We start from the raw sequence: 20,547 nt of genomic DNA, 5'->3' as shown, positions 1-20,547 counted from the left end.
TCGTACGCCGGCAATGTGTTTTCCAGCGTGCGTATTCAAACTTCTTGAAAGCGCCCGAGTTCCATCCATTCACAGGCCTGCCCTGGCATTGCCCACGGGCCGAAAGGCGCGGGCACCCTGTCCATCCCGCCCGATCGCCCAGGCACACCACGCCGATACCGCTCCCGCAAACACCACATACAGGCACACCAGCCACGGGCTGCCACCGGCTGTCTTGACCAGCGCCGTCGCAATGATGGGCGTGATGCCGGACGCGAAGATCCCCGAGAACTGGTAGACGAAGGAAATGCCGGTGTAGCGTACCTTGGCGTCGAACAGGTCGCAGAAGAGGGCGGCTTCGGGACCGTAGACCGCCGCGTAGAGAATGCCGAAGGGCACGACGATGGCGATCCATATCAGCAGCACATTGCCGCCGCTGTGGGCCATGAGCCAGAAGGCCGGGAAGGCCGAGACCGCGGTGATCAGCGATCCCCACAGATACACGCGGCTGCGGCCCATGCGGTCGGACAGGCGGCCGAACAGCGGAATCGTGAAGCACATCACCACGGCGGCGACCATCACGCCGATCAATGCGTCGGTGCGGCTGATCTGCAGGGTAGAGGTCAGGTAGCTGATCGAGAACACGCCGAAGACGTTGAAGAAAACGCCGTCGATATAGCGTGCGCCCATGCCCTTGAGCACATTGCCCGGATAGCGGCGCATCATGTCCATGAAGGGAATCGCGGTCTCGGCATTGCGTGCCTTGACGGCTGCGAATTCGGGCGTCTCCTTCACATGCAGGCGGATGTACATGCCTACGGCCACCATGAGGCCCGAGATCAGGAATGCGATGCGCCAGCCCCAGGCCATGAATTGCTCTTCGGTACACAGCCAGGACAGCAGGGCCACCACGCCCGAGGCCATGAACAGGCCGATGGCCAGGCCCACCTGGGGCAGGGAGGCGTAGAAGCCCCGCTTTTCCTTGGGCGCGTATTCGTAGGCCATGAGCACGGCACCGCCCCATTCGCCGCCCAGGCCTATGCCCTGGGCCACGCGCAGCAGCAGCAGCAGGATGGGCGCGGCCACGCCGATCTGCGCATGCGTGGGCAGCAGGCCGATCAGGAAGGTGGACACGCCCATGATCATCAGCGTGACCACCAGGATGCTCTTGCGTCCCACGCGGTCGCCGAAGTGCCCGAAGATCACCCCGCCCAGCGGCCGCGTGACAAAGCCCACGGCAAAGGTGGTGTAGGCCAGCAGCGTGGAGATCAGCGGATCGTCGCTGGGAAAGTACAGCTTGCTGAACACGATGCCGGCGACCACGCCGTACAGGAAGAAGTCATACCACTCGATGGTTGCGCCGATGAGCGCGGAGGTCACCACCTTGCGGATGACCCTGGGATCGGTTGCCGTCGTCATGCTGTCTCCTGGTTGTCTGTCGCATTGCCGGGATGCAGGAACGGGCAGTCATGCGACCTTGAGCTGCCCTGTCTCTCCGTGCCTGTCTTCGCGAACCATGTCGGCGGCCTTCTCGGCCATCATCACCACGGGCGCATTGGTGTTGCCCGAGACCAGGGTGGGCATGACCGAGCAATCGACCACGCGCAGCCCGGCCATGCCATGCACGCGCAGGCGCGCATCGACCACGGCCAGGGCGTCGCTGCCCATGCGGCAGGTGCCGCTGGGGTGGAAGATGGTGGCGCCGTGGTTGCGGCAGAACTCCAGCAGCTCCGCATCGCTGTGCGCATCGGGGCCGGGCTTGACCTCGCGCTTCACGAAGGGGCGCATGGCCGGTGTGTCGGCAATGGCGCGTGCCGCGCGCACGGCCGCCACGTTGGTGCGGCGGTCCAGGTCGGTGGCCAGGTAGTTGGGCTGGATGGAGGGCGGCTCGAAGGCATCGCGCGAGCGGATGCGCAACTGCCCGCGTGACTCGGGCCGCAGCTGGCAGACCGACATGGTGAAGCCCGAGTACGGATGTACCTGGCCGCCTGCCATGTCGGCCGACAGCGTGGAGACGTGGAACTGGATGTCGGGCGTGGCGGCCACGGGCCGGCCCTGCTCGTCCCTGAGCGCACGCATGAAGCAGCCGCCCTGGTTGATGCCCACGGCCAGCGCGCCCGAGCGGAACAGCAGCCACTCCAGCCCCAGCTTGGTCCTGCCCACCCAGGAATTGAGCTGGTCATTGGTGGTGATGGGCTGGCTGCATTCGTAGCCCAGGCGTATCTGAAGATGGTCCTGCAGGTTCTCGCCCACGCCCGGCAGATCGTGCACCACGGGAATCCCCAGGGACTGCGACAGCGCGGCCGGACCTATGCCCGACAGTTGCAGCAGCTGCGGCGACTGGATGGCGCCTGCCGACAGAATCACTTCGGCCCGCGCCTGGGCCTGGCGCTCCTGCCCGCCTTGCCGGTAGCGGATGCCGGTGGCGCGCCGGCCGCGCAGCACCAGCTGCGTGGCCATGGCATCGGTCTCTATGCGGAGATTGGGGCGGCGCCGGGCCTCGCCCAGATAGGCCTTGGCCGTACTGCAGCGCAGGCCCTTGTGGGTGGTGAGCTGGTAGTAGCCTGCGCCCTCCTGGTCGCTGCCGTTGAAGTCCTCGGTGCGGGGCACGCCGACCTGGCCTGCACCGGCAATGAAGGCCTCGATCAGCGGATGCCGGGCGCCGATGTCCGAGACCTTGAGCGGCCCGTCCGCGCCATGGCCCGGGAAGGCGCCGCGCGCATTGCCTTCGGACTTCACAAAGTAGGGCAGCACCTCCTCATACGACCAGCCCGCATTGCCCAGCGCCGCCCAGTGGTCGTAGTCCTCGCGCTGGCCGCGCACGTAGATCAGGCCGTTGATCGAACTGCTGCCGCCCAGCGTGCGGCCGCGCGGCCAGTAGATGCGCCTGCCGTTCATGTTGGGGTCCGGGTCGGTCTCGAACTTCCAGTTGTAGACGGGGCTCCACATGGTCTTGCCGTAGCCGATGGGCAGGTGGATCCAGGGCGAGCGGTCCGGCGGGCCTGCCTCCAGCAGCAGCACCCGCGTGGCCGGGTCCTCGGACAGGCGCGCGGCCAGCACGCAGCCGGCAGAGCCTGCTCCCACGATCACGTAGTCATAGCTGTCGATGGGATCCGGCATGCAGTGGCTCCTTTTGAGTTTCTTTTGAAGGAACTATTTGTTCCTTTGGGTGAAACTTATTCGTTGCCGCCGTGGACTGCAACCCCGCGCAAACCCTTGCCGCCTCCTGGCGATCAGGCATGATCGAAAGCGTTTCCGGCCTTCCACACGACACGACACCGCCCCATGCCGCCATCCCTTGCCAGCGCTGCCCCGGACCCCACCCCTGCACGGCAGGACGAAGCGAACTCGGTCTCCGACCGCTCGCTGGCCGTGCTCGATTTCGTGACCCAGGCCGAGGCCCCGCCGGGCCTCATGGACATCGCAGCCGCGCTCAACCTGCCCAAGGCCACGGCCTCGCGCCTGTGCTCCCACCTGGAGGCGCGGCAATGGCTGCTGCGCCATGAGGGTGACCGCAGCTTCTCGCCAGGCCCCAAGCTGCTGAGCCTGGCCGTGCGCGCCCTGCAAGCCGACCCGCGCCAGGCCCTGCGCCATGAGCTGCTGTCCCAGCTGGTGGCCCGTCTGGGCGAGACCTGCAACCTCACTGTGCTGGACGGCACGCGCGTGCGCTACCTGGACCGTGTCGAGACCCACTGGCCGCTGCGCATCCAGCTGGAGGCCGGATCGATGGTGCCCATCCACGCCACGGCCAGCGGCAAGCTGTTCCTGGCCCATATGCCTGCGGCCCGGCGCGCCGCCATCCTGGACAGCGTGGAACTCACCGCCTGCACGGCCAACACGCTGACCACGCCCGAGGCGCTGGCACAGGAGTGCGCGCGCATCGTGCGCGAAGGCCACTCCTGCGACCGCGAGGAATTCATGCGCGGCATGATCGCCGTGGCCGTGCCCGTGCGCGATGCCAAGGGCCAGTGCCGCGCCACGCTGGCCGTACATGCGCCGGAGGCGCGCATGCCGCTGGCGCAGGCGCTGGAGGGCCTGCCGCACCTGAAGGAAACGGCCCAGCGCATGGCCGGCCTGCTCTTCTGAGGCGCTGGGCACCCCGGAAAAAAGGCCCCCACGCTACCCTTGCTGCGCAAGGTCCGCTGCCCACCAGGGGGGCGCTTTATGCCTTGGGGCGGCCAGGCGGCAAAAAAAAGGGCCTCACTCGGAGGCCCTTGTCGTCACTGGAAGCCCAGTGTATGCGGCAACCAGGTGGACAGCGCGGGGATGAAGGTCAGCAGGCACAGCACCACGAAGTGGGCCAGCAGGAACAGCGGCATCTCGCGCGTGAGATCGGTGATGGACACGCGCGTGGCCACCGAGGTCACGAACAGCAGCCCGCCCACGGGCGGCGTGATCATGCCCAGCGTCAGGTTCACGATCACCACCATGGCGAAGTGCGTGGGATCGATGCCCAGGCTGAACGCAATGGGCGCCAGGATGGGCACCAGGATCATCACGCCGGGCAGCGGCTCCATGAAGATGCCGAACACCAGCAGCAGGATGTTCACCGCGATCAGGAACAGGGTGGGCGACAGCTGCCAGCTCACGATCAGCTCGGACAGGTACTGCGGAATGCCCTCCACCGTCAGCACCCAGGCAAAGGCCGCCGAAGTCGCCATCACCAGCAGCACCGAGGCCGTCAGCATGGCCGAGCGCGCCGCAATGCCCGGCAGCGCCGACCACTGCAGCGTGCGGTACACCCACTTGCCGCAGACCAGGGCGTAGAACACGGCCACCACCGACGCCTCGGTGGGCGTGAAGATGCCGAAGCGGATGCCCACCACGATGAGCACGATCAGCATCAGCGCGGGAATCGCCTTGAAGCTGTTGATCCACATCGTGCGGCCGTCAGGGCGCGGCTCGGTGGAGCGGTAGTCGCGCTTCCTGCACACCCACCAGTTCACGGCTGCCATGGCCAGCGCGATCAGGATGCCGGGGATGAAGCCGGCCATGAACAGCCCGCCCACCGACACGTTCTCATCCTGCAGCGCGTAGATGATCATGCTCACCGACGGCGGAATGATGGGTCCCACGATGGCCGTGCTAGCCGTCAGCGCCGCCGCGTAGGAGCGTGCGTAGCCGGCCTTGTCCATCATCTTGACCATCATCGAGCCGGGGCCGGCCGCATCGGCCAGGGCTGAGCCCGAAATGCCCGAGAACAGCGTCAGCGACAGCACATTGGCATAGCCCAGGCCGCCGCGCAGATGGCCCACGAACTGCGCTGCAAAGCGCAGCAGCACATGCGTGAGCGCCCCGCCCGACATCAGCTCGGCCGCCAGGATGAAGAAGGGCACGGCCATCAGCGGAAAGCTGTCTATGCCCGTGAACATCTCCTTGAACACGATGAGCTGCGGATAGCGGCCGCCCACGAAGACGGCCAGTGCGGCGGAGATCGCCAGCGCGAAGGCCACCGGAAAGCCCAGCGTGAGCAGGACGATGATGGCGATGAAAAGCGTGATACCCATGATGTGTCTGCCTGGTGGATCAGATCGATGCGGCTGCGTCGGCATCCATCTCATCCGACTCCGCGAACGAGCCGTCTGCGATATAGCCGCGCGCAATGAACAGCAGATGCACCAGCATCAGCACGAAGCCCACGGGCATGGCCGCGTAGACGAAGGAGATGGGAATGTCCGTGGCCGCCGTGGTCTGGAAGCGCGTGGCCCAGACGTACTGCGACGAGGCCACCGCCATCACCGCGCAGAACAGGCCCACGCCCAGCACCACAAGGCGGCGTAGCCACTGCGCCTTGCGCGTGCCCACCGAGCGGTGCAGGTTGTCGATGGCCACATGGCCGCCGAAGCGCAGCACCAGGCCCGCGCCCAGGAAGGTGACCCAGATCATCATGTGCCGGGCCACTTCCTCGGCCCAGACAATGGAGTCGCCCGTGGTGTAGCGCAGCACCACATTGGCAAACACGATGCAGGCCATGGCCAGCAGCAGCACGATCAGCAGCCAGCGGTTGCAGGCCACAAGGGCGCGTTCGATTCGGTTGAGCATAGGAGTGGGCGAGGGCAGGAGGGGAGTGGCGCAAGGGCCGGGCTGCCGCCGGAGGTCAGATCATCGGCGCGGGCGCCGTGCGGGGCCACAGGTGTTGCCCGCAGCGGGTCGCCCTGCATTGCGGGCCGCAGCCCGCAATGCCTCAGGGGATTACTTGGCGTTGGCGATGGTGTCCAGCGTCTTCTGGCCGAACTTCTTTGCGTATTCCTTGTAGGCCGGCTCCAGCGCCGTGCGGAAGGCGGCCTGGTCCACCTTCTCCACCACCTGCATGCCGTGGCTCTTGGCCTCTTCCACGCCCTTCTTCTCCACCGTGTCCACGAACACGCGCGAAGCGATGGCGCCCGACTTGGCGCCCTGCGTGAAGGCCGCCTTCTGGCTGTCGTTCAGCGTGCCCCAGAACGAGGGCGACACCAGCAGGGCCATGGGCGCGTACACATGGGCGGTCAGCGTCAGGTGCTTTTGCACCTGCCACAGCTTGGCCGAGGCCAGCACCGAGATCGGGTTCTCCTGGCCGTCGATCGTGCCCTGCTGCAGCGCACCGATCACCTCGGGCCAGGACATGGGCGTGGGCGATGCGCCCAGCGTGCGGAAGGCCGTGATGTGCACGGGGTTCTCGGTCACGCGGATCTTCAGGCCCTTGAGATCGGCCACGCCGTTGACGGCGTGCTTGTTGTTGGACAGGTGGCGAAAGCCCTGCTCACCCCAGGCCAGCGCGACCAGGCCGCGCTTGCTGAACTTGGCCAGCAGCTCCTGGCCGAAGGCGCCGTCCAGCACGGCGCGCGCATGCTGCGTGTCGCGGAACAGGAAGGGAATGTCCACCACGCCCACATCGGGCACGAAGTTGCTGATGGCGCCCGTGGAGACGATGGCCGCCTCCACCGTGCCCAGCTGCAGGCCCTCGATCAGCTCGCGCTCGCCGCCCAGGGCGGAGGCGGGGAACTGCTTGAACTTGTAGGCGCCGTTCGTGCCCTTTTCCACCGCATCGGACCAGGCCTGGGCGGCCGCGCCGTAGTGCGAATTCACGGCCAGGGCGTAGCCCACCTTGACCTCCTTGGTCTGGGCCAGGACGGCGCCAGCCGAGGCAGCCGCCATGGCGGCCACGCAGGTCGAAAGAAGGGTGCGGCGGATCATTTGCATAGCGGCAGTCTCACTTGTTGTGTGTTGAAAAATGGCCCCCACGCTCCCCTTGCAGGGCAAGGTCCGCGGTCCCCCGCAGGGGGCCGCTTTTCATCCTGGGGCGGCCCGGCGATGAAAAAAAGAGCCCCTGGATTGTAGTGACCACTCCCCTTGTGGCGACCACGTACAAAGCGCTCGTCATGTGCGTTGAGGTACATCTGATTTGGCGATGTCGTGGGCAGCGACCGGCATATCAATCAATGGACAGACGCACCGGCTTTCCCACGCGGCTCAACATTTCAACCAGGGCGTCAATGGTGAACTTTGCAGTCTTTCTATTCACCACATCCGAGATGCGCGGGCGGGACACCATCAGGATCTCTGCCGCGTCTGACTGCTTCAGGTGATGCTGTGCAATCCATTGCGCCAGCTCCGCCATCAGCTGCTCCTTGAGAAGATGGGTGTCGTTGATCTGCTGGCGCGATGCAGCTTGCAGCTTCAATGCCTCGTCTTCAGGAAAGCCCAGCTCCAGAAAGAGGTTTGCCTTCGCCTTGGTCACATGGCGGATTTCTGTATCGATCTTCATTTGTTGGCCTTTCTCATGTGGACCACGGCACGGTAGCGCGCCGATGCGATGTCCTTGTCGTGCCGGCTTGTCACCTGTGATTTCTTCTGGAAGCAGTGCAATACATAGACCGCTTCCTCGAACTTGGCCACATACATCACCCGGAACGCTCCGCTGGCGTCCCTCACGCGGATCTCCCGTGTCCCGGCGCCCACGTCGTCGAAGGGTTTCCAGTCCTCCGGTTCCTGGCCTGCCTGAACCTTGCTCAACTGAAAGCCCGCATCTCGCCTGGGGCCTGCGGGAAAGTCCCGCAGGTCGTCGTATGAGGATCCGACCCAGCGGATGTCTTTGTCCTGCTCCATGGAAGATCCTTGTATAAAATTTTATACAGGCATGCCGAAGGCGTAAAGCGGCTGTAGGGCCTTTCGAGTGCGTGCATCAAAGCAAAAACGCCCGAGGCGCAGGCATCGGGCGTTTTGCGTCATGGCAGGGGTGCCGTCTTCGTGCGCACGGCTCAGCGTGCCCCGATCCGCTCGAACTCGCTCTCCACCGCCGCATGCGCCTTCAGGATGCTTTGCGAAGGCGCAGGGCCCATGCGGCTGACGACCACCGTGGCCAGCCAGGCCAGGATGAAGCCGGGGATGATCTCGTACAGGCCCAGCCAGCCGAACTGCTTCCACACCAGCACCGTCACGGCGCCGGTGATGATGCCGGCCAGCGCGCCGCCGCGCGTCATGCGGCTCCAGAACAGCGACAGGATGATCACCGGGCCGAAGGCGGCGCCGAAGCCGGCCCAGGCGTAGCTGACCATGCCCAGCACCTTGGAGTCGGGGTTGCTGGCGATGGCGATGGCGATCAAGGCCACCAGCAGCACCATGGCGCGGCCGATCCAGACCAGTTCGATCTGGCTGGCGTTCTTGCGCAGGAAGGTGCGGTAGATGTCTTCGGTCAGCGCGCTGGAGCACACCAGCAGCTGGCACGACAGCGTGCTCATCACGGCCGCCAGGATGGCCGCCAGCAGTGCGCCCGAGATCCAGGGGTTGAACAGCTGCTTGGTGATTTCCATGAACACCGTCTCGGCATTGGCGTTCACGGCGGCGGCGCCAGCGGGGTTGGCCGCGAAGTAGGGGATGCCGATGAAGCCCACGGCCACGGCGCCGGCCAGGCACAGGATCATCCAGGTCATGCTGATGCGGCGGGCCGAGGGAATGGTCTGCACCGACGATGCCGCCATGAAGCGCACCAGGATGTGCGGCTGGCCGAAGTAGCCCAGGCCCCAGGCCAGCAGCGAGACCACGCCCACGAAGCTGGCGCCACGGAACAGGTCGAACTTCTCTGCCGCCACGATGGCGTGCAGGTCCTGGCCCGGCTGCAGATGGCCCTGCACGGCCAGCCAGGCGATCACGGGCGCCAGGATCAGGGCCGTGATCATCATCGAGGCCTGGATGGTGTCCGTCCAGCTCACGGCCAGGAAGCCACCGATGAACACATAGGCGATGGTGCACAGCGCGCCCACCCACAGGGCCGTGCTGTAGGGCATGCCGAACATGTTCTCGAACAGGCGCGCGCCCGCCACCACGCCCGAGGCGCAGTACAGCGTGAAGAACACCAGGATCACCACGGCCGTCACGATGCGCAGCACGCTGGAGTGGTCCTCGAAACGGTTGGCCAGGTAGTCGGGCAGCGTCAGCGCATTGCCGGCACGCTCGGTGTACAGGCGCAGCCGCGCCGCCACCAGGCGCCAGTTCAGGTAGGCGCCCAGGATCAGGCCGATGGCGATCCAGGCTTCCGACAGGCCGGACAGGTAGATGGCTCCGGGCAGGCCCATCAGCAGCCAGCCGCTCATGTCCGAGGCACCGGCCGACAGCGCCGTCACGAAGCTGCCCAGGCTGCGGCCGCCCAGGATGTAGTCGGAAAGATTCTTGGTGCTGAAGTAGCCGATGGCGCCGATGCCGAGCATGGCGACCAGGTAGATGGCGAACATGATCGCCGTCGGGTCGTTCCAGTTGAATTGCATTGAAGTGTCCTGCGTTGGTCGTGTTTTTTCGGGTGGTGCGGGGCGCTTGCCAGGGGCCGGTTGTGCCGGCCCCGGCGGTTCAAGCCATGGTCATGAGTTGGGCGTTTCCGCCTGCGGCGGCGGTATTGGTGCTGATGGATTGCTCGTGGAACAGCGCGGCCAGGTCATAGCCGCGGCCCGCATGCAGTTCGTCGCTGTTGCGGCTTTCCACGCGCACCAGGGCACCGTCGCGCGCGGCGACCTGGGCGCAGACCTGCAGCAGGGCGTCGCCATCGCCCTCGAACAGCAAGGCCGCCATGGGCGCTGCCGAATCGCCCAGGGAGTCGGCGCTGGCGCTGTGCAGCCATGGCACACCGGCATCGCCCGCAGCGGCGCGCAGCGCCTGCCAGGTGGCGGCGCAGCCGCTGTCGGCGCCTGTTCCGTTGTCGGGCAGCACCGCATGGCAGGCGTTGCCGCTGGCCAGGGCTGCTGCCACCTGGGCCACCAGGCCCAGCGGCGTACGCGGCAGTGCCCAGACGGGGCCGCGCGGCAGCAGGCGGTAGCGGTTGGATTCGCCCGTGGGGCCGGGCAGCGGCATGGCCGCGTCCAGGCGCGATGCGGAGGCTGCCGCGTCGCAAGCGGCCAGGGCCTGCACCTGCTCGTCGGCGGACATGGCATCCGGCGGCGCCTTGGACAGCGTCTCGCGCAGCAGGCCCAGCAGCTGCAGCGGCGCCTGGACGGGCGACTCCGCCCGTGCGAAGACCGACAGCGCCGCGCTGGCAGGCCCCTGCACCAAGCGGTGCAGATACAGCGGGCCGCCGGCCTTGGGGCCCGTGCCCGACAGGCCCATGCCGCCAAAGGGCTGCACGCCCACCATGGCGCCGATCACATTGCGGTTCACATAGATGTTGCCCGCATGCACGCGCTGGGTGAGGTGGGCAATGGTCTCGTCGATGCGGCTGTGCACGCCGAAGGTCAGGCCGTAGCCAGTGGCGTTGATGCCATCGACCAGCGCGTCCAGCTGCTCGCGCTTGAAGCGGATCACATGCAGCACGGGGCCGAAGACCTCGCGCTGCAGGCGCGTAGTGCTGTCGATCTCGATGAGGGCCGGGGCCACGTAGTGGCCATTGAGCACGCCGTCCTTGCGTTCCACGCGGGTGACCTTCTGGCCCGCTGCGGCCATCTGCTCTATGTGCTCCTCGATCTGGCGGCGTGCCGCGTCGTCGATCACGGGGCCCACATCGGTGCTCAGGCGGTCGGGGTTGCCCAGCGTCCACTCCTGCAGCGCATCGCGCAGCATGGTCAGTGTGCGGTCGGCCACCTCTTCCTGCAGGCACAGCAGACGCAGGGCAGAGCAGCGCTGGCCGGCCGAGTCGAAGGCCGAGGCCAGCACATCGGCCACCACCTGCTCGGCCAGGGCCGAGGAGTCCACCACCATGGCGTTCTGGCCGCCGGTCTCGGCAACCAGCGCAATGGGGCGGCCTGCGGGCGACAGGCGGTGCGACAGCTGGCGCGCAATCAGGCGTGACACCTCGGTGGAGCCCGTGAACATCACGCCGGCCACCAGCGGATGCTCCACCAGGGCGGCGCCCACGGTCTCGCCCGCACCGGGCACCAGCTGCAGCGCATCGCGCGGCACGCCGGCCTCGTGCAGCAGGGCCACCATGGCGGCGGCCGTCAGCGGGGTCTGCTCGGCGGGCTTGGCCAGCACGGTATTGCCGGCAGCCAGGGCTGCGGCCACCTGTCCGCAGAAGATGGCCAGCGGAAAATTCCAGGGGCTGATGGCCAGCACCACGCCCAGCGGGCGCTGCGTGGCGTTGTCGAAATGCGCAGCCACCTGGGCGCCGTAATAGCGCAGGAAGTCCACCGCCTCGCGGATCTCGGCCACCGCGTTGGGCAGGGTCTTGCCGGCCTCTCGCATGATCAGGCCCATCAGCGGCTGGCTGCGCTGCTCCAGCAGATCGGCGGCGCGGGCCAGCGCATCGGCGCGGGCGGCGGCAGGCGTGCCGGCCCAGATCGGCGCGGCCTGGGCGGCGCGGGTGGCGCAGGCCTCGGCCTCCGCAGCGGTGGCCTCGCGCACCCAGCCCACGATGTCGGACAGCTCGGCCGGATTGCGCATGGCCTGCCAGCCCTCGGTACGCGCCGGGTCGGCAGGCAGGTCGGCCTCTGCGGGCGCGGCCAGATAGGTCTGGCGCGTGCTGTGCAGCAGTGCGGCGGCCAATGAGGCCAGCTGCTGCTCGTGCGCCAGATTCAGGCCCTGGGAATTGGCGCGGGCCTGCGCGTCTTTCTCGCCCTGCCGTGCAAACAGGTCGGCCGGCAGTGCAATGCGCGGGTGCGGCGCACCCAGCCGGCCTTCAACGCGGGCGATCTTCATCACCTCGTCCACCGGGTCGGCCACCAGCTCGGAGACCGGCACGGAGGCGTCGCCGATGCGGTTCACGAACGAGGTGTTGGCACCGTTTTCCAGCAGGCGGCGCACCAGATAGGCCAGCAGCGTCTCATGGCTGCCCACGGGCGCATAGATGCGGCAGGGGCGGGCCAGCTTGCCTTCGGAGGCCGGGCCCGTCACCTGTGCGTACAGCGGCTCGCCCATGCCGTGCAGGCACTGGAACTCGTACTGGCCGCTGTAGTAGCTGCCGCCCACAGCCTGGGCCATGTGGTAGATGCTGGCCAGCGTCTGCGCGTTGTGCGTGGCGAACTGGGGGTAGACGGCGTCGGGTGCGTCCAGCAGCTTGCGCGCGCAGGCCAGGTAGCTCACGTCCGTATAGACCTTGCGCGTATAGACGGGGTAACCGGCCTGGCCGCCTTCCTGGGCGCGCTTGATCTCGCTGTCCCAATAGGCGCCCTTGACCAGCCGCACCATCAGGCGGCGGCGGCTGCGGCGGGCCAGGTCCACCAGGTGGTCCAGCACCTGCGGGCAGCGCTTTTGATAGGCCTGCACCACGAAGCCTATGCCGTTCCAGCCCTTGAGCGAGGGCGCCGCGCACAGCGACTCCAGCAGGTCCAGCGACAGCTCCAGCCGGTCGGCCTCTTCGGCGTCGATGTTCATGCCGATGTCGTACTGCTTGGCCATCTCGGCCAGCCGCAGCACGCGCGGCAGCAGCTCGGCCATCACACGCTCGTACTGCGCGCGGCTGTAGCGCGGGTGCAGGGCCGACAGCTTGATAGAGATGCCCGGCCCCTCGAAGATGCCGCGCCCGTTGGACGCCGCGCCGATCGCGTGGATGGCCTGCTCGTAGGCCTGCAGGTAGCGCTGCGCATCCGCCTCGGTGGCGGCCGCCTCGCCCAGCATGTCGTAGCTGTAGCGAAAGCCCTGCTTTTCATAGGCGCGGCTGTTGGCCAGCGCCTCGGCGATGTCCTGGCCCGTCACGAACTGCTCGCCCATCAGCTTCATGGCGCGGTGCACGCCCTGGCGGATCAGGGGCTCGCCGCCCTTGCCGATCACGCGCGTCAGCGCCGAAGACAGGTTCTTCTCGCTGCTGGTGGATGTGAGCTTGCCCGTCAGCACCAGGCCCCAGGCCGCCGCGTTCACGAACAGCGAGGGCGAGCGGCCCACATGGGCGCGCCAGTCGCCCTTGCTGATCTTGTCGCGGATCAGCGCATCGCGCGTGGCACGGTCGGGAATGCGCAGCAGCGCCTCGGCCAGGCACATCAGCGCCACGCCTTCCTGGCTGGACAGGGAAAACTCCTGCACCAGCGCCGCCACGCCGCTGCCGGCCGGCGCATCGCGCAGGCCCTGCACCAGCCGGGTCGCCAGCTCGCGCACCTTGTCGGCCTGCTGGGCATCCTGGGCGCGTGCCAGCGGCAGCAGCACCGGCAGGCACTCGGGCTCGGGCCGGTGCCAGGCGGCCGTGATGGCAGCGCGCAACGGCGTCTGCGGCAGGATGGATTGGGCGAATTCCAGAAAGGGTTGCACCTCTTGGCTGGCATTGGGTTGCGCCTCTTCGATCGCGACATCGCCAGGGCTGTCGCCTGCGCCTGCAAGCCGGATGGTGGTTGCGCCGCGCTCCAGCGCATCGACGTACTGGACGACGGCCTGTTTGATCAGCCAGTGCGGTGTGCGACCCATCTGCTGGGCTGCGACGCGGATGCGCTCGCGCAAGGCGTCGTCGACTTTGATGCCTACGGTGGTGGACATGGTGTGCCAGTGAGGAATGGAAGAGGTGGGAAATGCGAATGGAGATGCACCATGAAGAAGACATGGTGCAACCTTGCTTGGTTGAAATGTCGCAGAGGTTGCGACGTTTTTGGACTGGGGTTAACCCTTTCGTCTCGTGGCCCAAGCCGATACCGCCGTGTTACGGCCGTGCTGCGACCGGCCTACTGGTAGTCGATGGTGAAGGTCGCCAAGGCATTTGCACTGCCACCGCCGCTCACGGTATTCCTGATTTGCCGGTAGCGCGCCTCCAGGTCGATCTGGAAATTTGCCGTGCCCTGCGAAATCGTGCCCGCCTGCCAGCCGTTGGCTGCGCCAAAGCCCTGGATCGCGCCATTTCTCAGCACCTCCACGCCAACGCCGCTGACCTGCGAGCCGGTCAGCGCCAGCACTGAGGGGACTTGCGTGTCCGTCGTGCCCGACAGCGTCACGAAAGGCTTGATCTGGGTGTTCGGGTCGCCGCCGGAGCAGCTCAGCTCGATGGAGAAGGGCACCTTGTCCGTGGTCGCACCCAAACCCGTGAAGCGTGTGTCGGGATGCGTGCCCAGCGGTACGCTGATGCTGTCCGACACCAGCGTGCAGGTGGGATTGGTGGGGACCAGGGTGACACCGGAGAAAACGTATTGCGCGGCGAGTGCTCCGGCAATTTTCATTTCCATGTATGGTCCTGCCAGTTGGATATCTCCAAAAATAGTACTGATGGGTCCTGTTTTTATGAATTCTATTGTAATGATGAAATTTTCTCCCTCGGGAATGGGATACGAATTTGTTAGTATGGGCAGTTCGTTGGGAATTGTTCCAATCCCCTTCATCGATATTCGCAATCCTATTCCGGAGACATTGCTGGGGTAGATTCTGACATCAGGTGCTCCAATTCCTGAAAATGAAGGTCTGCTAGCGCCGGAGCAAACCACTTGCGCAATTATTGATGAATGAGTCTTGTTGTTGACTACTGGTTTAATCGGAATTGTTGCAAACACTTTGCCGTTTGGTTCGGAGTTTATGTTGATGGGTAAACTCAGGACCTGATTCACGGGGTAAGATGCAATGTAATGGTTCTTTCCATCAGTGGTCGGATTGGAGTCAGCCGGCATGCAGATTGCTGCATGGGATGCGGAAATGGTGGAAAAAATGATTCCCATGGAAAATGCGAAAAGCTTGTATATATTCATTCTGGTTCTCCATCTGGAATCAAGGCGCCACTTCGAAAGAACAACGTGGCGTCTTGTGCCGTGTGCCGTTAGCCCTGGCATGTGCAGGCGCATGGCATCTCTGAGGAGTGCAGCGCCTGCTCCAAGGCCCTCGCAAAGGCAGGCTTGGGATCAGTGGCGGTTGAACGAAAGCTGGGCGACACTGGAACTTCCCATGACCGGCTTGATGCCTGGCAGTTCATCCGCAAGGCAGGATGGAGCTTTGGCGATCATTTTCGGCAGCCTGCCCTCAGCAGCGGGGCGACCGGAAGAATGGGCGACGGCGGCCGTGGCCGGGTTCTCTGCGCTGAGGCTCGCGGTGCAGAACGGACCGGTCGGAGCGGCGGCCTCACGGTCAAACTGGTATTGGGCGATGACCACGTCGTCGACCTTGTATTGAAGGAAAACCCCTTTGAGGGGCCCTGCCTGTTTGATCGGGCCAATCTTCACCAGATAGATAAAGATGGGAGCATCGGACAGTTCCTGGATGGGAAAGTAGCTCTGTATTGCATTGCTTGGGTCGGTCGGAACAGGCATTTTTCTGAAATCTATGCGCAGTCCTATGCCGGGAATGGAGCTCTCATAAGCCCGGTGCTTCTGGTGAAAGGTGCCCACGCCATACCAGCCAGAGGTTTGGTATTTTGCACAGAACATTGCACCCCCTTTCATTCCAGTATATTTCTTGTTGATGATATAAGGGAGAAAGGCGACGCGGCCCACTACACTGCCGATTGCACGAGATTCAATATCAAACGGCAGTGGGACCTCCAGCGTTCTACTGGGCAGGAGGACATAGTGATTTTTGCCATCGTTGATGGAATTGCCGACTCCATCGTTAGAACAAAAAGCTTGCGCGTGTGCCTGACCTATGGAAAAAATGAAGAGTACTAAGGACAATGCGATGGCACGGGTAATGGTCATGAAAATGCTCCGTTGCTGAATGAAAAAGCGGTTCTTGGATTTCAATATCGCAGGGCAGGTGACCGGCGGACCGCGTGCCGGAAAGGGGGTGGGCACAGCCATGTACCGCGTCGGTTCAGACGCCGACCGAGGCCTGGGCTTGCGTCGGCGAGTCCCGCAATTCACCCACCAGGCTGCGATCGATCCGCAGGCCAGGGCTGTTGTCTGCCTGGCCGTCCGGCACCAAGGGCGGCTGCGCCTGGCCCGTGTACTGCTTCGCATCGGCCGTGGTGCGCAAGACACTGATGCGCAGGCTCAGCCGCAAATCGCCAAGATGCTTCTCGGCCTGGAAGGGCAGGCTGGACTGGCGGATGGCGATGGGGCGCGAGGTCTCGGCTCTGTGTGTCAGCGCGGCCTGATGGGACGGCGCTGCGGCAAGATGGGACGGCACGCAGTGCAGGTCCATGCTGGCTGGCACACGGGAGCCGGTGGAGCGCTCCCGCGCCGGCAGCGAATAGGCCATGCTGCAATGGGCCGTGCCATCTCCGGCCTTCCACTGGGCGTGCAGCTGCCCCTGGTCCGACAGGCCGCGCAGCATGAGCTTGCCGGCCTGGCCGACCATGCCCAGGTCCTTGCCGCTCTCGTCCGAGACGACGGCGCCGAAAGGCACGGGCGACGTGTCCGCCTGTGTCAGGCGCAGCACGGCCGAGCGACTGTAGGCCGTCCTGAACACCACCATGGCGGCGGCACCGGCCACCGGTGCGACGCGCCGGTTGGTTTCCTGCAGTTCCACATCCATGGACATGCCCTTGGGGTCCAGCGACACCTCGTTCATGGCATAGGGTGTCATGTAGGGCACCACGGCATAGCCCCGTGCATCGATGCGTACACCGGGCGCATTGGTGAGGCGCGCGCCCTCGGCATGCGGGGCCTGCACGATGGCGAAGGTCTCGCCCAGGGGCTGCGACAGCGTGACCCCTCCGGGGTGGGCGACCAAGGCGCCGCGCGCGCCCAGTGACAGTTGCTGGCCGGCCCGGCCCGCGCTCACGCTGCCGCTGAACAGCGTGTACGGGCGGCGGTAGAGGGCATTGGCGCCTGCATTGAGGCGCGATCCCTGGTTGCCGCTGCTGCCGTATTCGGCATTCAGGCCATAGGAGAGATCGCTGCCGACCTGCCCGTAGGTGCTGGCCTGCAACTGGTTGCCGCCGCTCGAGTCATGTGTGAAACGGCTCATGACTCTGGGCTTTCCCGCCCCCAGCGGAATTGTCACCCCTGCGTACAGCTGCGTGCTGGGGCGGCCCCAGGCATCGCGCTGGCGCGAGGCCGACAGGTTGTAGGGAACGCCCAGCCACGAGCTGCTGTAGTTGAGCGTGTAGTCCACGCGGCGGCCCGCGCGGTTCCAGTAGTTGTCCATGGAGGCGGAAATGCTCAGGTTGCCGCCTTGCTCGCCCAGGCGCTGGCTCAGTGTCATTGCGGCGCGCGTGCGCGTGCGCGGGCGCGACAGCAGGGGCGGTGCGCCGCTGGCAGCGGGCCGGGTCAGGTCGCGCGCCCGCATGGCCTCGTTGATGCCGAAGAACCCGTTGGTGGAATAGCGGTAGGCCGCCAGGGTGATGCCCGTGCCGGACTCCGGGAAGGTCTTGGCGTAGGTGACTCTCAGGCTTTGTCCTGAGTAGCTGCGGTCATGGGGGATACGGGTGTTGGCGTGTGTGAGGTCCAGGCCAAAGGCACCCCATGGTGTATTGAACACGGCGCCCACCGTGGGCGAGAAATAGCCCTTGGCGACCGTGGCGCCGCCATAGGCCGTGAGCATGTTCGAGAAGCCGTACTGCCAGCCTGCCTGCGAGAAGAACGGAGCGCTCTCACGCAGGCCGCGCACCGCGCCCGCTGTGAGGCTGTAGCGGTGCTGGCCCTCGCGCAGCGAACGAGGAACGGCCGCATAGGGCACCGAGAAGGAACGCACGGAGCCGTCAGCCTCCTCGATGTCCACCTGCAGGTCGCCGCCATAGCCGGTGGGGTACAGGTCATTGATCACGAAGGCGCCCGGTGCCACCGTGGTCTCTTGCAGCTTGATGCCGTTCTGGCGGATAACCACCCGGGCGTTGGAATTGGCCACGCCGCGCACCACGGGCGCGAAGCCGCGCTGCGACTCGGGCAGCATGCGGTCGTCCGTGCGCAGCCGCAGGCCGCGGAAGGAGACCGAGTCCATGATCTCCCCGTCGGTGTAGGTGTCGCCCAGGATCAGTTGCGATGACCAGTCGGCGATGTCGCGCTGCGCATAGGCCGAGATGCTCTGATAACGGCTCGGTCCCTGATCGCTCCAACTGAACGAGCCACTGTGCCGGAAATGCCAGCGCGCATAGTTGAAGCCGCTGTTCAGGCCCAGGTAGCCCTGGGTGCTGCTGCCCGCTGGCCCGCCGCGCGCATGGTAGGTGTTGAAGTCATAGCCGAGCGTGCCGGTCGTCACGCCCGCGTTCCACTGCTCCGGACTCACGTAGCCGCTTGGCACGCGCCGCATCAGGATCTGGGGAATGCTCACATCCAGTCGTTGCAAACCTACGTTGAAGCTTGCGGAAGCGCCGGGGACGGCCTTTTCAATGCGCAGGCACGCTGGGTCTCCATCCACAACATCCTCGTTCGCCGGCAGGCTCGCCATGTCAATGTCCATTTGCTCCAGCAGGGACATGTTGAAGCAGGGCTGGGCACTGGTACCCCGACTGCGTTGAGTGAACCGCATCTCGGTGCGGGTCATCCAGTTGCCGTTGACCAGAAGGTCCGGGTTGTAGAGACCCGGTTCCACAGAATTACCCTCTGCAAAACGCAAGACATCGATCCCGTCGCCTCCTCGCAGAAAGCTGCTGTTGAATTCGATGTGCTGTGCGCGTGCGGGCGGCATCCTGCCGGCGGTGTGCTCTGTTTGCGAGGCGCGCATATCCATTTGCCAACAGGCCAGTACTGCCAGCAGCAAGGCATGTAGTGGTTTGGCCTTGAACGCGAAACAGCCTGGCTTCCGTACCCTGTCGGCTTTTTTCTTCATAGCAATCCCTCTCGATGGACATGCCTTTTTTTGCACCTGCTGTGCCGTGCTGCCTACCTCGGCCAGTCACGCGTGACCGGCATGGAGGCTTTCGGTGCTGCGTTAGGGCTTCGGCTACCGTCAGCGCCCAAGTTCGACCCTGTGGCCCTCGGCCCCGCCCCAGTCGTTGAGGCTGGTGTAGACCACGACTGCGTCCGCGGGAAGCTCCTTGGGTAGTTGTTCGTTTTCGGCGGGCTTCTGGAATGCAAACTTTGCCGTTTCTCCTGGCAGCACATGTCCTACATTCATCTTGAAACTCTGGCCAGCTGCCTCTATGGCGATATGACCCAGATTGGCGACATACGCGGTCGGATTGCGGGCATGAAGTACGGCCTGTCCGTCTTGGGTGGTGCTTGCGGACCACTGCAACTGTTCAGGCGCATCCCTGGGCTCGCCCGGCAGGCCCTTGGGGCGATAGATCAGCTTGATGCGCGTGCGAAAGGCCAGTGCGAGGCTGCCCTGGGAGCCTTTCGCGTTCTCGGTCTTGGGCGGCACGTCCAGCACGTTGATCCAGAACAATGACTCTCTGTCCTGGAGTAGGGGCTGGCCGGAATGGATGATGCGCAGCATCTGCTGGTCCGAGGCTTCCAGGCGGGTGAGCGACGGCGCGATCACAAAGGGCACATCTATGCCCTCGGGCGCCATATCTCCATCGCCCGTGTCCAGCCATGACTGCACCAGCGATGGCAATTTTCCTTCATTGGAAATCTTGAGAGTGGCTTCCGTCTCGTCGCCTGAAAATATGACCCGTGTTCCATAGAGGACTATGCTGGCATTGGCCGGGAGGACGCAAATAAGCAATGCGGCCATGGCGAAACAATGTGACAGCAGACTGGATCGGCGATTTTTCACCGGCATAGGAGATCCTGAATTTCTGTATATGAGAGAAATGCCACAGGCATCGGGGTTGAATGCGCCAGCCACCAGAAGGTGGCCGGCGCTTCTCTGAGGCGGTGGACTGCCTATTGATAGTTCATGGTGAAAGTCGCTTCAGCATTCGCCTCTCCTGAGGCAAGGGGCACGGCAGCCACGTAGTACCTGGCGATGTAGTTGAGCGTATTGGTTCCTGATTGCAGGTTGACAGGCGCAGACGGGCCGCTCAGATCCCAGATGGCCGTTGTCGAGTTGTTCTCCAGTAACTGGATGTCGGCCGTGGCATTGCTCGTATTGATGCGGCCGTTCCTGATGGGGCCATCAAAACGGACCGTGGCAGTGGTGGGCTGATTGTTCGCTCCTGGGGTTGAGCAGCCATCCAGCCTGATGGTGATCGTTCTCTGATGGGCGGGAAGAGCAACGTTGCCCACGGCACCACCGCCAGACGTGAAACCGCGGTCATTGGGAGGTACGATACCGAAATCGATCTTCTGGTCTCGACTTCCCAGATTGACGATGCAAGTGACAGGAGAAATATTTCCTGTGAATCTGACGATTCCACTCTGAGTGGATTGGGCATGGACAGAACTCAGTGCAAGCAAGGACAAGCCCGCAACCGAAAATTTCAATGCAGAAAATTTCATATTTATGCCTGAT

Annotated in this window: 15 protein-coding genes; 1 reads left to right on the top strand and 14 read right to left on the bottom strand. The window is 64.9% G+C overall.

Annotation, left to right across the window (positions count from 1 at the left end; all coding sequences use genetic code 11):
• Positions 1–69: 69 nt before the first annotated feature.
• Both ACF8ML_RS05600 and ACF8ML_RS05595 read right to left on the bottom strand, forming a co-directional pair.
• On the bottom strand, positions 70–1,398 hold the full coding sequence (locus ACF8ML_RS05600; protein WP_126312704.1) for an MFS transporter: 1,329 nt from the start codon (positions 1,396–1,398) through the stop codon (positions 70–72).
• 48 nt (positions 1,399–1,446) lie between these two features.
• Positions 1,447–3,099: a choline dehydrogenase gene (locus ACF8ML_RS05595; protein ID WP_209671749.1), complete on the bottom strand. Its 1,653-nt coding sequence runs from the start codon at positions 3,097–3,099 to the stop codon at positions 1,447–1,449.
• Positions 3,100–3,264: 165 nt separating this feature from the next.
• On the opposite strand from ACF8ML_RS05595, the gene ACF8ML_RS05590 reads away from it, so the two are divergent.
• The gene (locus ACF8ML_RS05590; protein ID WP_012207743.1) at positions 3,265–4,065 is read left to right on the top strand and encodes an IclR family transcriptional regulator; all 801 of its coding nucleotides are present in this window, start codon (positions 3,265–3,267) and stop codon (positions 4,063–4,065) included.
• A 134-nt stretch (positions 4,066–4,199) separates the two neighbouring features.
• Here ACF8ML_RS05590 and ACF8ML_RS05585 read toward each other — a convergent pair whose 3' ends face one another.
• The 12 genes from ACF8ML_RS05585 to ACF8ML_RS05530 form a co-directional block, all read right to left on the bottom strand.
• The gene (locus ACF8ML_RS05585) at positions 4,200–5,486 is read right to left on the bottom strand and encodes a TRAP transporter large permease (RefSeq protein WP_034363235.1); all 1,287 of its coding nucleotides are present in this window, start codon (positions 5,484–5,486) and stop codon (positions 4,200–4,202) included.
• Positions 5,487–5,505: 19 nt separating this feature from the next.
• Positions 5,506–6,021: a TRAP transporter small permease gene (locus ACF8ML_RS05580; protein WP_013800419.1), complete on the bottom strand. Its 516-nt coding sequence runs from the start codon at positions 6,019–6,021 to the stop codon at positions 5,506–5,508.
• 150 nt (positions 6,022–6,171) lie between these two features.
• A complete protein-coding gene (locus tag ACF8ML_RS05575) occupies positions 6,172–7,158 on the bottom strand; it encodes a TRAP transporter substrate-binding protein (protein ID WP_046237939.1) in 987 nt (328 codons plus the stop codon).
• 232 nt (positions 7,159–7,390) lie between these two features.
• Positions 7,391–7,723, bottom strand: a complete 333-nt coding sequence (locus ACF8ML_RS05570; RefSeq protein WP_392406593.1) for a helix-turn-helix domain-containing protein — start codon at positions 7,721–7,723, stop codon at positions 7,391–7,393.
• Entirely contained in the window at positions 7,720–8,064 is a 345-nt protein-coding gene (locus ACF8ML_RS05565; protein WP_013800422.1) for a type II toxin-antitoxin system RelE/ParE family toxin, read from the bottom strand. Before ACF8ML_RS05565 ends, ACF8ML_RS05570 begins: the two co-directional genes overlap by 4 nt.
• A gap of 152 nt (positions 8,065–8,216) precedes the next feature.
• A complete protein-coding gene (gene putP, locus ACF8ML_RS05560) occupies positions 8,217–9,719 on the bottom strand; it encodes a sodium/proline symporter PutP (protein ID WP_209671753.1) in 1,503 nt (500 codons plus the stop codon).
• Between the two features lie 79 nt (positions 9,720–9,798).
• A complete protein-coding gene (gene putA, locus ACF8ML_RS05555; protein ID WP_392406591.1) occupies positions 9,799–13,836 on the bottom strand; it encodes a trifunctional transcriptional regulator/proline dehydrogenase/L-glutamate gamma-semialdehyde dehydrogenase in 4,038 nt (1,345 codons plus the stop codon).
• Between the two features lie 182 nt (positions 13,837–14,018).
• Positions 14,019–15,026 carry a fimbrial protein gene (locus tag ACF8ML_RS05550; RefSeq protein ID WP_160310758.1) on the bottom strand — a complete coding sequence of 336 codons (1,008 nt, stop codon included), beginning with the start codon at positions 15,024–15,026 and terminating at the stop codon, positions 14,019–14,021.
• 150 nt (positions 15,027–15,176) lie between these two features.
• Complete coding sequence (locus ACF8ML_RS05545; protein WP_392422597.1) at positions 15,177–16,067, bottom strand: hypothetical protein; 891 nt, start codon at positions 16,065–16,067, stop codon at positions 15,177–15,179.
• Between the two features lie 13 nt (positions 16,068–16,080).
• Positions 16,081–18,837 carry a fimbria/pilus outer membrane usher protein gene (locus tag ACF8ML_RS05540; protein WP_392406628.1) on the bottom strand — a complete coding sequence of 919 codons (2,757 nt, stop codon included), beginning with the start codon at positions 18,835–18,837 and terminating at the stop codon, positions 16,081–16,083.
• Between the two features lie 261 nt (positions 18,838–19,098).
• Positions 19,099–19,875, bottom strand: coding sequence for a molecular chaperone (locus ACF8ML_RS05535; RefSeq protein ID WP_052195805.1), 777 nt, complete (start codon positions 19,873–19,875; stop codon positions 19,099–19,101).
• 104 nt (positions 19,876–19,979) lie between these two features.
• Positions 19,980–20,534, bottom strand: a complete 555-nt coding sequence (locus ACF8ML_RS05530; RefSeq protein ID WP_012207733.1) for a fimbrial protein — start codon at positions 20,532–20,534, stop codon at positions 19,980–19,982.
• Between the last annotated feature and the right edge of the window lie 13 nt (positions 20,535–20,547).

The organism is Delftia sp. WSY_10, assembly GCF_043104705.1.
Classification (GTDB): domain Bacteria; phylum Pseudomonadota; class Gammaproteobacteria; order Burkholderiales; family Burkholderiaceae_C; genus Comamonas; species Comamonas tsuruhatensis.
This window is presented reverse-complemented; position numbering and strand designations above follow the sequence as displayed.